Raw genomic sequence first — 12,325 nt, forward strand, 5'->3', positions numbered from 1 at the left:
TGAGCTGATATTAGCATAAAATTACTAAATTATCAATTCCTCAACCGATGGGTAATCCCAGCATTAAACATTAAAATGCCAAAAGAGAATTTATCGTTACCCCACCGGCACTTCCCTGGTTTGCCGGCAAAATCGCCAAAGTTGCTGCGCCGGCTCGCATTGGGTTTAAGCTGTCTACTGCTACTCGCCGGCTGCGTGTTAAACGCCAACCTTGCCGACACCCCCAAAACCCTCAAAGTTGCCACCGGCGCAGATTACCCTCCTTTTGAGTTTCAAGCACAAAATGGCGAATTAACCGGCTTTGATATTGATTTAATCCAAGCTATCGGCAAAGCCACGAACTTTAAAATTGAATTTCAAAGTATGCCCTTTGATGGCATTATTCCGGCATTGCAGTCAAGAACCGTGGATGCTGCTATTTGCGCCATGACGATTACGGCTGAACGCACTAAAACAATTTCTTTCTCCCGACCTTATTTTAAAGCCGGCATCGCAATTGCCATCAAAACGAACAACACAACTATTACTTCGTTTGATAGCCTCAAAAATAAAACAATTGCTGTGCAAATCGGCACAACCGGCGCTCAAAAAGCCAAAGAAATTCCTGGTGCAAAACTGCGAACTTATGATTCCGCCCCCCTGGCATTGCAAGCCTTGGTTAACGGGAATGTAGATGCTGCAATTAGTGATGCCCCCGTCACCCTTTACGCCATCAAACAAAGTAATCTCAAAGGCATCAAAATTATCGACCAATTGATTACAGAAGAATTCTTTGGCATTCCGGCACCTAAAAATTCTCCTTCTCTCGCCGCTATTAATAAAGGTTTAACAGCGGTTTTGGATAATGGTACCTACACCAAAATTTATCAAAAATGGTTTAATGTTCAGCCACCGGAACTACCGACAACCTTACCTTTTTTAAACTCAGACAATGCTGATATCGACACCGGGGGTTCAACCGGCAGGATCGTCGCCGCCTTGCCCAACTTGCTGCGAGGCGCATTAATTACGTTGCAACTAACGGCTTTCTCCCTATTTTTAGGGGCGATCGCAGGTTCTTTGATTGCCCTCGCCCGTCTTTCTTCCTATCGCCCTTTGAGTGTGCTGGCGCGGGTGTATATCGACTTTTTCCGAGGAACACCCTTGCTGGTGCAGATTTTTATGATTTATTATGGCTTGCCGGCGCTGGTGCAAGAGTTGGGATTGAGCTTTACCCTAGATCGCCTGCCGGCAGCCGTGATGGCGCTGAGTCTTAATAGTGCTGCTTACATTGCAGAAATTGTCCGCGCCGGCATTCAATCGATAGAACCCGGACAAGCCGAGGCTGCACAATCTTTAGGATTAGGGCCGGTGCAAACGCTGCAATATATTATATTTCCTCAAGCGTTGCGGCGAATGATCCCACCTTTAGGCAATGAATTCATCACCTTGCTTAAAGATACTAGCTTAGTTGCTGTGATCGGTTTTGAAGATTTATTCCGTCGCGGACAGTTAATTGTGGCAGAAAATTATCGCACGTTTGAGATATACACGGCTGTCGCCTTAATTTACTTAGCTCTTACCCTCTTGTCCTCTCAAGCTTTTAGCTGGTTAGAACGTTGGATGAACCCTGTTAAACGGCAATTTAAATGATATTCACCTTCTGGCTGCTCCATTACTACCCTTTTGGATAGATGAACTGCACTCGCGCGATCAGGCAAAGTAATTGAGTAATTCTCGCAGAGAATAAGTTTATGGCCAGCAACGGAAATACAGTGATCAGCAACCTGGAGTACGACTTGCTCACAGTGCTGCAAAACAAGTCCGAAGCTCTCGAAGCCTACGAAGCTTATATCAAAGACGCACAGGAAACGGGATATCAGCCTTGTGTGGAACTCTTCTAGAAGTTACAGCAGACAGAGATGCAGCAGGCGCAGGAGATCCGGCAGCATCTTCAGGAAGTGATGCAGAAGGGCAAAATGTAGGACTTAGTTTGCCTTGCTTGAGCGATGACCAGAGCCAGCCGGCTATATACTCCTCCCTGCTTAAACAGGCGGGCGAAAAGGTGAAATTATCAGGACATAAGTAACTTCTAAAAGCAGGCATCGGCAAGAGCAATAATGACAAAATTTACTGTCAAACTTGGAACTTCCCTAGGCCACCAGCTCCAGTCCTAATTTGCTCGGTCAGTCCTCACAATAAATGAGGCAAAACTAAACCAGAAAAAGGCAAAAATAAAACTAGGAAGTTTTTGTTTTTGTCTTTTATCCTGACTTTTAAATTCTCATTGTTTTATGCAAACTAAGTGCAAAATTATTTCTCCGTAACGGGTGATCGGGCAATGCCGGCCAATCAGGTACGGCCACGGATGCAATAAAGACGATCCAACGATAAAATCGTGGGGATCATTAGCCGGTCTAACCCCCAATATGAACGCGGTTGTCGAGACGGGTGCTCTACTCAACAAAATAGTTCCACTATTGAACAAACTCCTGTATCGCTTAGCCTTAGGCAAATGCAATCAGAATTGCTCACACAATTTTAGTTGCACTGGCTCAAGGGCAGGAGTAGGGTGCATCACGACAAACACCTTGGGGAAGCCGAAAAGTAGAACCTAGGCGGGTTTTTGCAGCGGATTTTGCACCGGCAAATCCTCCCAATCGCAACCCCAATCTAATGGCTCACAAAAAAATTCAGAGCCGCCTTTGGTTCGCTAACGCGCTAGAAAAATGGGCCATCTAGAGGTAAGCGATGTACACAGATCGACAATCATTCAGACACTGGAACGTCAGTAGTTCTGACAATGAGTTGATTCAACAGTGGGTGGGGTGCCAATCTCCCCGCCGACGGCGGTCTTCCTGGCGCTTGGCCAAACAGTTCCAAGCTTTTGCCGGCAAACCCTTCGCCCAAGTCACAAGAGCCGATATTCGGGCGTTTGGAACCGCTAAAGCGTCTGAGGGCGTTTCCCCCCAAAAAGTTGCACAGATGCTGTTGGGGATTAAGTCTTTGTTCACCTTGGGATACGAACTCGGTGTGCTGCCAGTGAACATCCCCCCAGAACGTTGGCCAAAAATTAGGCTCAAAAGGCGTTCTCGTCGTAAGAAACCTGCTCGGAAGTGGGGATTCGGTTTGGGGTTGAGTGTTTGTTGTTTAGCGCTGATAGTCCCAGGATTTCTTAACAACGTACAATCTACCCAACCGGCATTGAGTCTCACGGCGCGGGATTGGGACGAACCCAAAGTGTCGGGACAGTTAAGTGATTTATACGCCCAAACCGCAACACCCCTCAAAAGCGCTAACATCAAAGCTTTTCTAGACCTGATCGCTGTAGCGGAAGGAACGGCGGGATCAGATGGCTACCGCACTCAATTCACCGGCGTTAAATTTGATAGTTTCCGCACCCATCCTGATCAGGTGAACTGCGCCTACTCTAACGGGCGGCGCATTTGCTCAAGTGCGGCGGGGAGATATCAATTTTTAAAGCCAACGTTTGACCGGCTCAAACGAAAATTAGGATTGCCAGATTTTGGCCCCCGATCTCAAGATTTGGCAGCGATTGAATTAATTCGAGAACAAGGCGCGCTGGCAGATATTGAAGCTGGCAACATTAAAGCCGCTTTACGCAAAATCTCAGCCATTTGGGTTCATGTTGAAGGTGCCGGTTATGGGCAACCCGAACACCCTTTAGATAAGTTAGAGGCGATGTACTGGCGGGAGCGAAAAAAATATGAATCTCCCTCACAGGCACAGAAATAGGGGAATAAGCCACCCATAAGCGAATACCCTTCTCATTCATTCTTTTAGGGGATCACCTCAAAATCCCCCATTCCTCTCTACCCTTTAATCCAGCTTAATTGTCTTCCTTCCTTCCCTAAAAAAGTGGAAATTGAGAAGAGAGGGCAACGCATGAAATTCTCGCCCTTCGCCGGCTTTTTCCGCTCACCAAAGCGCTGTTATTTTTTACTTTTACGTTTATATGGGTCGCCCGGGATTCGAACCCGGAACTATTCGGTTAAAAGCCGAGTACTCTACCGTTGAGTTAGCGACCCAGTAAGTGTGCCTTTAAAACACCTTTACTAGATTAGCAGAGGTTTTTCTAAAAGACAAGTTATTTGTCTAAAAAACTTACCGTCATCCGAACGAGCGTCTCGCAACTGGCTCCGGGCTGTAAGCGAATCAGAGGTTTACCGACATTAAGGGCATTGCGGGGAGCGCTCCAAGGTTCAACACAGTAAAAGTCTTTACCCTTTACCGTCCAGAAAACCACCGTGGAATAGGTGCTGTTGTAGCTGAGGGTGATCCGCGTCTGCCGGCTGGCATCGGTGACACTGGTGGCTAAGCCCGTTAACTGGTTAAACGCCACATCAATTTCATCTTGCTCAAAGTCAAAGGTGCCGGTGAACGGGTGTTTCGTCTGTGCTCTTTGATCTTGGTATTGGACAGCAGGAATATTGAAACCCAACTGAGTTTTGTCAAGCGCCAAAAAGTAGGGATGCAAGCCGGTGGAAAAGGGCATTACCTCAGTCGAGCGATTTGTATAGCGCTGAAAAATTTCCAAGGCGTTACCTTTGATCTGGTAAGTAAAAGCCAGTTCAAAGTCAAAGGGGTAAACAGCGCGTGTTTGGTCATTGCTGGTCAAAACCAGCGTCATAGCGGCTCGCTCTTCAGTAATTTGCTCTCGCACTTCCCAAGGCAGATCGCGGGCAAACCCATGCTGTTTGAGGGTGTATGGCTGGTCGTTGTGAGTGTAGGTGTTGTCTGGCAAGTTGCCACAGATCGGAAATAAAATCGGAATTCCACCTCGCACACTCAAGTCTGGGTTGGCAAACCGGGCGGTATCTAAGTAAAGGATTTCTTGGCCTTTTACCCGCCAGCCGGTGATAATGCCACCCCGTTCTGGAACGACCTCTAGCCGAGATTCTGCGGCTTGGTCAGTGAGAATGTAGGTTTTATACTGCTGCTTTTTGACGGCGATCGCAAACACAGTGGTTATTTGTTAGTTATCAGTTGTCAGTCGGTACAAGTCAGTTGTCAAATATCAGTAGCGACTAACATTTAACAACTGACTGCGAGGCGATTTATCTCGCCTAGGCGAACACCGGCAGTTGAATCGTCTTGCGACGCATTTGCTCGGCTGCTAGGCTGAGAGTTTCCGCTTCTTTCTGCTTCCAATTCGACAGATTAAAAGAAGGCGGTGGAATTGCGGGTAGTTGACTTTGTTGATTTTCCGATGGCGGTGAGGGTAGGTTGGGAACGAACGGTTGTGTGATAAACGGCTGAGTGTTAATAAACTCATCCTCAGCAGCCGGTTCAGTTTCAGGAGAAGCCTCTAGCTGTTCCTTATTTTGAAGCACTTCAAGCTCCTCAGCATAGTTCCGCAGAATAATATCAGCGGGAAACACCGGCACTTTGATTGAAGAATTCGAGTTCTGGGCCGGCACTGGGGAAGAATTGGGTGCTGTTACAAGTGCCGGCGCAGAATTTGCGCCCCCTGTTGTAAATTGTGCATTCTGTAAAGCCGGCCCAGAATTTGCACCCTCTGCTGCGGCAATTGATTCGGTTCGCCGAGTGTTCAAGATCATCGGTGATGTCATTGGCCGCTCAAAAATATGAGAAATTTCCTCAATGTGGTTGAGAATTTCGTCGCCTCGCTCATCCTTAACAACGCTTGGCTGATACTGCCTCACTTCCACCGGCAGAAACTCTACCTTCATTTTTTTCCCTTTCAGCGATACTTTCAGCACGGCTGTATCGTAATCGCTGCGAGAATTCCCCCCGAAGATAAAATTTCCTAACGAGTAGGCAATGGGCCGGCCCTTATAAATCTCTGCACCCTGCAAAACGTGGGGATGATGGCCAACTACCACATCGGCTCCCTGATCGATTGTGAAATGAGCCAATTCTCGCTGCCAATCAGCAGGATAATCGGCGAGTTCCTCACCCCAATGGTAGTTCACGATAATCCAGTCTACCTGGTTCCGGATCGCACTGATATCTTCAGCGATTTGAGCTTCGAGCAAAGGGTTGGTGCCGGCTACTTTATCGGCGGCAGCGTGAGATTCTGGATCGTAGTACCCCAGATAGGCGATACGCTGACCTTTGACTTCGATAATTTCTGGGCGTCGTGCTTCTTTGATATCTCTGCCGGCACCCACGTAGCGAATTCCCGCCCCATCTAATGTTTGCAGCGTTTCCGCGAGTCCCGGTGCCTCATAATCCATCGTGTGGTTGTTGGCAAGGTTTACGATATCCACACCCCCCTCGGTCAGCGCTTGGACAGATTCGGGATCGGCTTTAAAATTAAATTCTTTACCGGGTCTAATCGTCTCGGATCGCGTCAGCGGATTTTCCAAATTGACCATCGCCACATCCACTTGCCGGTATAAATCCATTTGAGCGAAGGCCCATTTGTAATCCTTGCCGGCGACATCGGCAAAGGAATCTGATAGGGTAACATCGCCGGCAAACATCAGCGTCACAATCGGATCAGTCGGATCGGTTACCTGATTGTGATATTTCACGGGGATGGTTTCTAAAGCCGCCCGCACCTCTTTGGGGCGAGTTTGTTGGGTCAGCGTCACCGCCTCAGTCGGAATAGGAGTAGTAGCAATTTTATTATTTAGAATGGCGCGGTAACCAAACCAGCAGCCAAAGGTAAAAGAAGCAACTGCTGTGCCTACCACTAACATGGCACGCAGCACCTTAAAATTAATTTTCTCGCCCGGCAGCCAGCCAATCGAATGCCTTCTGGGCACCCCTTGTACGCGCCGTTGCTGGTTAGCTGGGGTGACGATGCGGACTGATTGTTTCCATACGATATCGGGTTGGCCGGCACAACGCGCCACAATCCGCACGCCATCTATTTCGTCAGAGTTCAGTTTCCAAATTTGGTGACAGATTGATTGCACAGTCCGCTGCTTGTCCACTGCTTGTCGGAACTCTACAAAGATTTGTAGACAGCCGGCCTGAGCGTTTTCTACACGGGCGTGAATGCCTTGAGGCAACAAATACGTGTTTATCCAATACGTCAGTGCCCGGAAATTCCCAGCCCGCGCTAAATCGATTACAGACGGTTGCCACACACTGTCTAGAGTCGTCATCCTGTTCAATCCTCAACACACGCTACGCTGCTTAAAACTAGCACCCTATTGAAAGTCAACTCAAGTATTCTCCGGCAATAGGAGGAGCTTGTTTAATGGCAGTTCAATCGTAGTTTACACCGGCACCTGTGATTCTACGGGCAGGTTTGATTAACCTAGCTGCAAGAAAGCGTATCGATCTCCACAGACACGACGTTGCCATCTTGCTCGCTCAACTCCCCCGTACCTGCCGGCGAAGGCATTTGCAGAACCCCAGCACCCTACAAGCTCGTTCCCAGACTGCAAAGATTGATACAAATTGTCAGTGACTTCAGTCACTTTGACACAAGCTTCACAATCACAGCTATCGGGGATCGCTATCAACTGATCTCTCGCTAAAATCTAGGATATTTAAGGCTAAGGAATTCACAGACTCAGGATGCTCATACTGCTATGATTCGCACCCTTGTAGAATCCGCATTTCAAACAGGTTGCCTCAGCGTCGAATCGGAAGGTCTTATCCGCCAAGTTTTAGCGCTCAAGGGCTATTGCTTAGACGATTTAGACGCACTTGCTAACCTTTGTGACGCTGTCAAGGCTGGTTACATTCAACGCGAAAGTCGGGGGAGAGTCTCGCTCTTTTTAGAGGAAGCTCGCAAACTCTCACAAAGTTTTCTTTTCGCCAACAGTTAAACGAGAAAACTTCACTCTAACAATTTCTACTAAGCGCTGAGAGAGTGGTTTCTCGGCGTTTTGTGCCGATGAACGGCCTTAGTCTTATCGGCGTTTTTGAGAGCGCGAGAGTTATATAAGGTATAAAATCCTCCGGAAAAGCGGTTGTTTCAGTGCCTTTTTAAGCATTCAAACAGTGGTAGGATTGGCGAAGTCGTTCATTACTTGGCTGAAATATTGCGATGGCAACTGCCACTTCCTATCCCAACGCACCTGATGTGTCAACCGAAGACTACCTGGTAGTAGGCTTAGCCACTTGCTTTATCAAAGAAGATGGCGAAGTCCATGAAGTTAAAATTATCGAGCCTATCCCTTCGGCAGCTTTAGAAGCAATTCTCAAAGGAATTCCCACTTCTTACCAAATGGCTTTGAGCACAACTGTGGGGGCTGTGTTAGATGGTGAAACCCCTCAAAAACCGGCCCAGTTTCCTGCAGAGGCTCAATTTTGCGATGAGTTTTCCTTCCGGACGATCGCGGCAACTCGCACCTACAAAAGCCGTACCAGCGCTCAATCACACCTTCCTTTGGGAACTGTGCGCGATGACTTTAATTATTCCCTGGATCGCAAGCGGGTGCTGAATTCCCAGCGAATTATTAAAACGGAAGACAATGTGAAGCAACACGAGTACACGCACAAGGTACTGTAGCAAGCATCAGAATTCAGAACCTTGTCAACCTTCTGAATTCTGATTTTTTAAGATTTTAATAGATTGTCGGCCTTGTCTCACCTCAAAGGTCAGCCAGCAGCTTCTCGGATGCTAAAAATACGCCGGCTTGAGTGATCAATGCTGAAGGCTCGTTTCGCCTGGAAATACAGTTTCCATTCCTCTGCCGGTTGAGGCAAAAAAGATAATTCACGATTAAATTAATTTAACCTTAAAGATAGAGGAAATTTTTCTCTATCTCAGACTTTGGAACACTTTAATAAAATTGAATGGAGTTATTTTGTATTCGCGCTTACTTGCTAAATTCACAGATAACTCTTTCTGTAGATACAAGTAAGAAACAAGATAAATTTGTTATTTTGAATATAAGTAATCATTAAATGCAAAGGCCAGCATGACTTGTTCAGCCTTGGCTGTTTCACCCTGGCTTTATTGAAGCTTCGGACACTAAGGGATTCTATTTTAATGGGATAATTATGCACTGACTCCGTGAAACAAAGTTATGCAGAAAAGACTAAGTAGCTTTAGCAAAAAAATTATCTTTATGCGAAAAATTTCTAATCAATAGAAATCACAGTCAATACAGCCCCTTTTTGATGTCAATTCTTATAAAGAGAATAGCCATTAAAAACGGCTGGTGATTGTAAAAATAAAGATAAAATCAAGGTTTTATGTAAAAATATTTTATAAATTATAAAATATTTAACAAATTAAAAATTTAACTTATTATAGCAAAAATTTATATTTATTAAATTAAAGCCTATAAAAACCAAACAATATTTTTATAGCTGAGTGTCTGAAACCTCTTATTATTTTACGAAGAATGAATATTATTTTGACTTTAAAATCCAAGAATAGGGGAAAAGAATGATCCGCTTATTAGTTAGTATCTTAGAAATTACTTTGGGCACATTTTACGGAAAACGTTTTTACGCCAAGTGCTTTGTGTTGGAGACGATCGCCCGTGTTCCTTACTTTGCTTATCTCTCAGTGCTTCACCTTTATGAAAGTTTTGGTATGTGGGATAAATCAGATTGGCTGAAAATTCACTTCGCTGAAACGTGGAATGAATTGCACCACCTGCGAATTCTCGAGGCGCTGGGGGGAAATGAGCGTATGATTGACCGCTATATCGCTCGAATTGGTGTTTTATTTTACTACTGGGTTCTTGTTTTTATTTATATGATTTCACCCAGATCGGCTTACTACTTTAACGAATTAGTGGAAGGAAAAGCCCACGACACCTATGATAAGTTTTTAAACGAGTTTGGGGCGGAACTTAAAACCCAGCCGGCACCGGCTGTGGCAATCACATATTACCGAGATGGCGATCTGTACATGTTTGATGAGTTTCAAACGTCTCATCTGCCGGCACAGCGCCGGCCAAAAATTGAAAATCTATACGATGTGTTTGTCGCTATCCGTAATGATGAAATGGAACACGTTATGACGATGAAGGCTTGTCAGAGATCGGATGCGAAGGAGATTATAAATAGCCCTCATAGTGCTGAGGCTAAAGCTCAATCTGAAGAAGATTCAGAGGTGTCCGATAAACATTTAGTTTAGTGGTTAGGGGAATTAGATTTTTTTTAACCGCAGATTAACGCAGATGTGGGCGATAGTCTGCTATTAGGTATATCCAAACAAGCTGAGGATTGGATGCAGTTTATCTATAGTTTTTAAGATTTCACCGGCAGTCTTAAGTAAATGAGACGGCTGGTTATTTTCCTGCGTCTTCAATTAGTTTTTTGAAGCAGAGATAGGCTTGTTCGGGCGTAAGGGGGGGAGATTCTTTTTCGTTGGGGATGTAGTATTGCCGACTATCTGGAAAATGACGGACGACAAAACTAGGAATTAGCCCTAATTGCATTGCTTTTTCCCCAAGGTTATCTGCGGTTTCTGAGAGAGTGTATTCATCGTGAAAAGGCGCTTCAGTCATAGATGCTTATCTCCTAAGCTGATAGTGTGTGCAATCTATTCTGTTATAATCGGCCCTCTGCAATTTGAGGTGCCGGCAAGATTTCTGGATCATCGTCCAGCGATAGCAAGAATTGTATTAACTGATGAATTGCTGGCCATTGCAATCAGCAGGCCGGCATTAAGGTCTGTATTCGTTGCGCCTTCTAGGATGCGCCCTGTATCTTCTTTAACGGCTGCATGACATAAGGCGTACGTCACACCGGCTATCACACCACCCAAAACGATATTGGTGCGAATTCCCAAGGGGATCAGGGAACTGGCTGCCACATCTAAGCCGATGTTAAGGAGGGTGCCGGCTTTAAAGGTTTTTCCGCCAACGGTAACATCCTTATCCAGGGGCACTTGCAGGTTTTGTGTCGGTTTTCCCTTGAGTGCCCAAATTGCTTTCGTTAGACTGCCCACATTAATCGGGCTATCAAGAATGCCACTGACATCATTGTATGAACCGATTTCTTTGGGTGCCGGTTTTTTGGAAGGAGTGTAGGTGAGGTATCCACTGGGCGGTCTTGCCGGCAAAGCCAGTTGAAGGCGGTAAGCCAGAAAGCCAATCACGAGGAGAATAAGTGACAGTAAAATAGCTGTACGCGATGATTTCCTTGTGGACTGTGTCTCACCCATAAGATGCCTCACCTACCACTTTTTTGGTTGTTCAAAGCCGGTTTTTCACCCACTCCAAGTACAAGGCAACTGAAGACAATTTGTCAGAAACTGTTGGGGCAAAAGTTGAGCGTTTAAATTTATCCTATTTTGCTCAAGACAGAGATATCTCTACCATCTAACTTCGCCCCACTCAGCACTCAGGACTCAGCACTCTTTCTGAGACTTTGCCCCACTAAGAACTGAGAACTCAGGACTCAGGACTCATTCTTACTTGCTTGCCGGTGGCGTGCAATTTTGGATCAGGTAGTGGTGCATCAGGACCCGGATCTGGGCCTAATGGCTGAGGATCTTCCACATACTTGAACTCGCCTTTGCCATCCATTGATTCGCCTTTCGCCCAGCGGCCTTCTGCGCTGTCTGTACCATCAGAATGGTTCCAGAATTGATAAGAAAACTCTGTCTTTTCCAACTCTTGTGGGAAAGAACTTGGCACCGGCGTTGTTTCCAGTCCGGAAGATTCCAAATCTTCAATCGCGGCTAACCACAGGTTTTGGTGCATGGTGTCGCGGGCGATCATAAAGCTGAGGGTATCTTTCACCCCTGGATCGTTTGACATTTCATACATCCGCACAGCCTGTAGCCGGCCTTGTGATTCCGCATGAAGATTTGAGCGGAAGTCTGCCAGTAAGTTGCCGCTAGCAACGATGAAACGACCGTTCCACGGATAACCGACACTGTCAGCCGCTGTTGCACCCCCACCTGTGACTATAGCGTGTTGGGGGTTCATGCTTCCCATGATCACATCGCGGGGGTTGCTGCCTCCCATCACCGCACCCACAACGGCATCTTTGAAGCCTTCTTCTTGCTGGGCAACCGGCGCTTTATCTAGCAAGTGGGCGATCATTGTCGCGAGCATTTCAATATGCCCAATTTCTTCTGTTCCCACATCAAGCAGCATATCGCGGTACTTAGCCGGCCCTCTACAGTTCCACCCTTGGAATAGGTACTGCATCATCACCGTCATTTCGCCAAAGGTGCCCCCGATCAATTCTTGAATTTTTTTGGCGTAGACTGGATCGGGATTTTCAGGCCGCTTGTAATACTGCAGTTGCTTTTTGTGATAAAACATCACGAACTCCTATATTTGTGTTTGCTTGATTGATCGCACCGCACATTCTGCAACACAATCCTCAAAAGGTAGCAACACATTCACAACAAGTGATTGATGTATTGCTATTTAACTTTTAACGTTATTGCGCGGCTAAGGTAATCGACCAATAGAAAGACAAA

13 protein-coding genes and 1 tRNA gene are annotated in these 12,325 nt (G+C 46.2%); 7 read left to right on the forward strand and 7 right to left on the reverse strand.

Going from position 1 to position 12,325, the window contains the following annotated elements; translation table 11 throughout:
- The first annotated feature begins 75 nt into the window (after positions 1 to 75).
- The 4 genes from H6F56_RS22835 to H6F56_RS25965 all read left to right on the forward strand — a co-directional run bounded on the left by H6F56_RS22835 (position 76) and on the right by H6F56_RS25965 (position 3,735).
- Complete coding sequence (locus H6F56_RS22835) at positions 76 to 1,632, forward strand: ABC transporter permease subunit (RefSeq protein ID WP_190673334.1); 1,557 nt, start codon at positions 76 to 78, stop codon at positions 1,630 to 1,632.
- A 101-nt stretch (positions 1,633 to 1,733) separates the two neighbouring features.
- A complete protein-coding gene (locus H6F56_RS26560; protein WP_242032136.1) occupies positions 1,734 to 1,883 on the forward strand; it encodes a hypothetical protein in 150 nt (49 codons plus the stop codon).
- Positions 1,865 to 2,068: a hypothetical protein gene (locus tag H6F56_RS22845; RefSeq protein WP_190673577.1), complete on the forward strand. Its 204-nt coding sequence runs from the start codon at positions 1,865 to 1,867 to the stop codon at positions 2,066 to 2,068. The genes H6F56_RS26560 and H6F56_RS22845 overlap by 19 nt, the downstream gene beginning before the upstream one ends.
- 662 nt (positions 2,069 to 2,730) lie before the next feature.
- Entirely contained in the window at positions 2,731 to 3,735 is a 1,005-nt protein-coding gene (locus H6F56_RS25965; RefSeq protein ID WP_199313199.1) for a glycoside hydrolase family 104 protein, read from the forward strand.
- Positions 3,736 to 3,956: 221 nt separating this feature from the next.
- Here H6F56_RS25965 and H6F56_RS22855 read toward each other — a convergent pair.
- The 4 genes from H6F56_RS22855 to H6F56_RS22870 form a co-directional block, all read right to left on the reverse strand.
- Positions 3,957 to 4,028 (reverse strand) — tRNA-Lys (locus tag H6F56_RS22855).
- Positions 4,029 to 4,087: 59 nt separating this feature from the next.
- Positions 4,088 to 4,963, reverse strand: a complete 876-nt coding sequence (locus H6F56_RS22860) for an aldose epimerase (protein ID WP_190673337.1) — start codon at positions 4,961 to 4,963, stop codon at positions 4,088 to 4,090.
- Between the two features lie 103 nt (positions 4,964 to 5,066).
- Complete coding sequence (locus tag H6F56_RS22865; RefSeq protein WP_190673340.1) at positions 5,067 to 7,079, reverse strand: CapA family protein; 2,013 nt, start codon at positions 7,077 to 7,079, stop codon at positions 5,067 to 5,069.
- Between the two features lie 150 nt (positions 7,080 to 7,229).
- Entirely contained in the window at positions 7,230 to 7,397 is a 168-nt protein-coding gene (locus H6F56_RS22870; protein WP_190673343.1) for a hypothetical protein, read from the reverse strand.
- Between the two features lie 114 nt (positions 7,398 to 7,511).
- On the opposite strand from H6F56_RS22870, the gene H6F56_RS22875 reads away from it, so the two are divergent.
- The 3 genes from H6F56_RS22875 to H6F56_RS22885 all read left to right on the forward strand — a co-directional run bounded on the left by H6F56_RS22875 (position 7,512) and on the right by H6F56_RS22885 (position 10,021).
- On the forward strand, positions 7,512 to 7,751 hold the full coding sequence (locus H6F56_RS22875) for a hypothetical protein (protein ID WP_190673346.1): 240 nt from the start codon (positions 7,512 to 7,514) through the stop codon (positions 7,749 to 7,751).
- Between the two features lie 221 nt (positions 7,752 to 7,972).
- Entirely contained in the window at positions 7,973 to 8,437 is a 465-nt protein-coding gene (locus H6F56_RS22880) for a hypothetical protein (protein ID WP_190673349.1), read from the forward strand.
- An 885-nt stretch (positions 8,438 to 9,322) separates the two neighbouring features.
- Positions 9,323 to 10,021, forward strand: coding sequence for an alternative oxidase (locus H6F56_RS22885; protein WP_190673352.1), 699 nt, complete (start codon positions 9,323 to 9,325; stop codon positions 10,019 to 10,021).
- 154 nt (positions 10,022 to 10,175) lie between these two features.
- On the opposite strand, the gene H6F56_RS22890 is transcribed toward H6F56_RS22885, so the two are convergent.
- The 3 genes from H6F56_RS22890 to H6F56_RS22900 form a co-directional block, all read right to left on the reverse strand.
- Entirely contained in the window at positions 10,176 to 10,394 is a 219-nt protein-coding gene (locus H6F56_RS22890) for a hypothetical protein (protein ID WP_190673355.1), read from the reverse strand.
- Positions 10,395 to 10,483: 89 nt separating this feature from the next.
- Complete coding sequence (locus H6F56_RS22895; RefSeq protein ID WP_190673358.1) at positions 10,484 to 11,053, reverse strand: hypothetical protein; 570 nt, start codon at positions 11,051 to 11,053, stop codon at positions 10,484 to 10,486.
- A gap of 229 nt (positions 11,054 to 11,282) precedes the next feature.
- The gene (locus tag H6F56_RS22900; protein ID WP_190673361.1) at positions 11,283 to 12,164 is read right to left on the reverse strand and encodes a manganese catalase family protein; all 882 of its coding nucleotides are present in this window, start codon (positions 12,162 to 12,164) and stop codon (positions 11,283 to 11,285) included.
- Positions 12,165 to 12,325 lie beyond the last annotated feature (161 nt).

This window comes from Microcoleus sp. FACHB-672 (assembly GCF_014695725.1).
GTDB lineage: Bacteria > Cyanobacteriota > Cyanobacteriia > Cyanobacteriales > Oscillatoriaceae > FACHB-68.

Excerpts from the sequence above, each read along its gene's own strand:
- H6F56_RS22835 (WP_190673334.1), top strand. The coding sequence starts at position 76 with ATGCCAAAAGAGAATTTATCGTTACCCCACCGGCACTTCCCTGGTTTG.
- H6F56_RS26560 (WP_242032136.1), top strand. The coding sequence starts at position 1,734 with ATGGCCAGCAACGGAAATACAGTGATCAGCAACCTGGAGTACGACTTG.
- H6F56_RS25965 (WP_199313199.1), top strand. The coding sequence starts at position 2,731 with ATGTACACAGATCGACAATCATTCAGACACTGGAACGTCAGTAGTTCT.
- H6F56_RS22865 (WP_190673340.1), bottom strand. The coding sequence starts at position 7,079 with ATGACGACTCTAGACAGTGTGTGGCAACCGTCTGTAATCGATTTAGCG.
- H6F56_RS22875 (WP_190673346.1), top strand. The coding sequence starts at position 7,512 with ATGATTCGCACCCTTGTAGAATCCGCATTTCAAACAGGTTGCCTCAGC.
- H6F56_RS22880 (WP_190673349.1), top strand. The coding sequence starts at position 7,973 with ATGGCAACTGCCACTTCCTATCCCAACGCACCTGATGTGTCAACCGAA.
- H6F56_RS22885 (WP_190673352.1), top strand. The coding sequence starts at position 9,323 with ATGATCCGCTTATTAGTTAGTATCTTAGAAATTACTTTGGGCACATTT.
- H6F56_RS22890 (WP_190673355.1), bottom strand. The coding sequence starts at position 10,394 with ATGACTGAAGCGCCTTTTCACGATGAATACACTCTCTCAGAAACCGCA.
- H6F56_RS22895 (WP_190673358.1), bottom strand. The coding sequence starts at position 11,053 with ATGGGTGAGACACAGTCCACAAGGAAATCATCGCGTACAGCTATTTTA.
- H6F56_RS22900 (WP_190673361.1), bottom strand. The coding sequence starts at position 12,164 with ATGTTTTATCACAAAAAGCAACTGCAGTATTACAAGCGGCCTGAAAAT.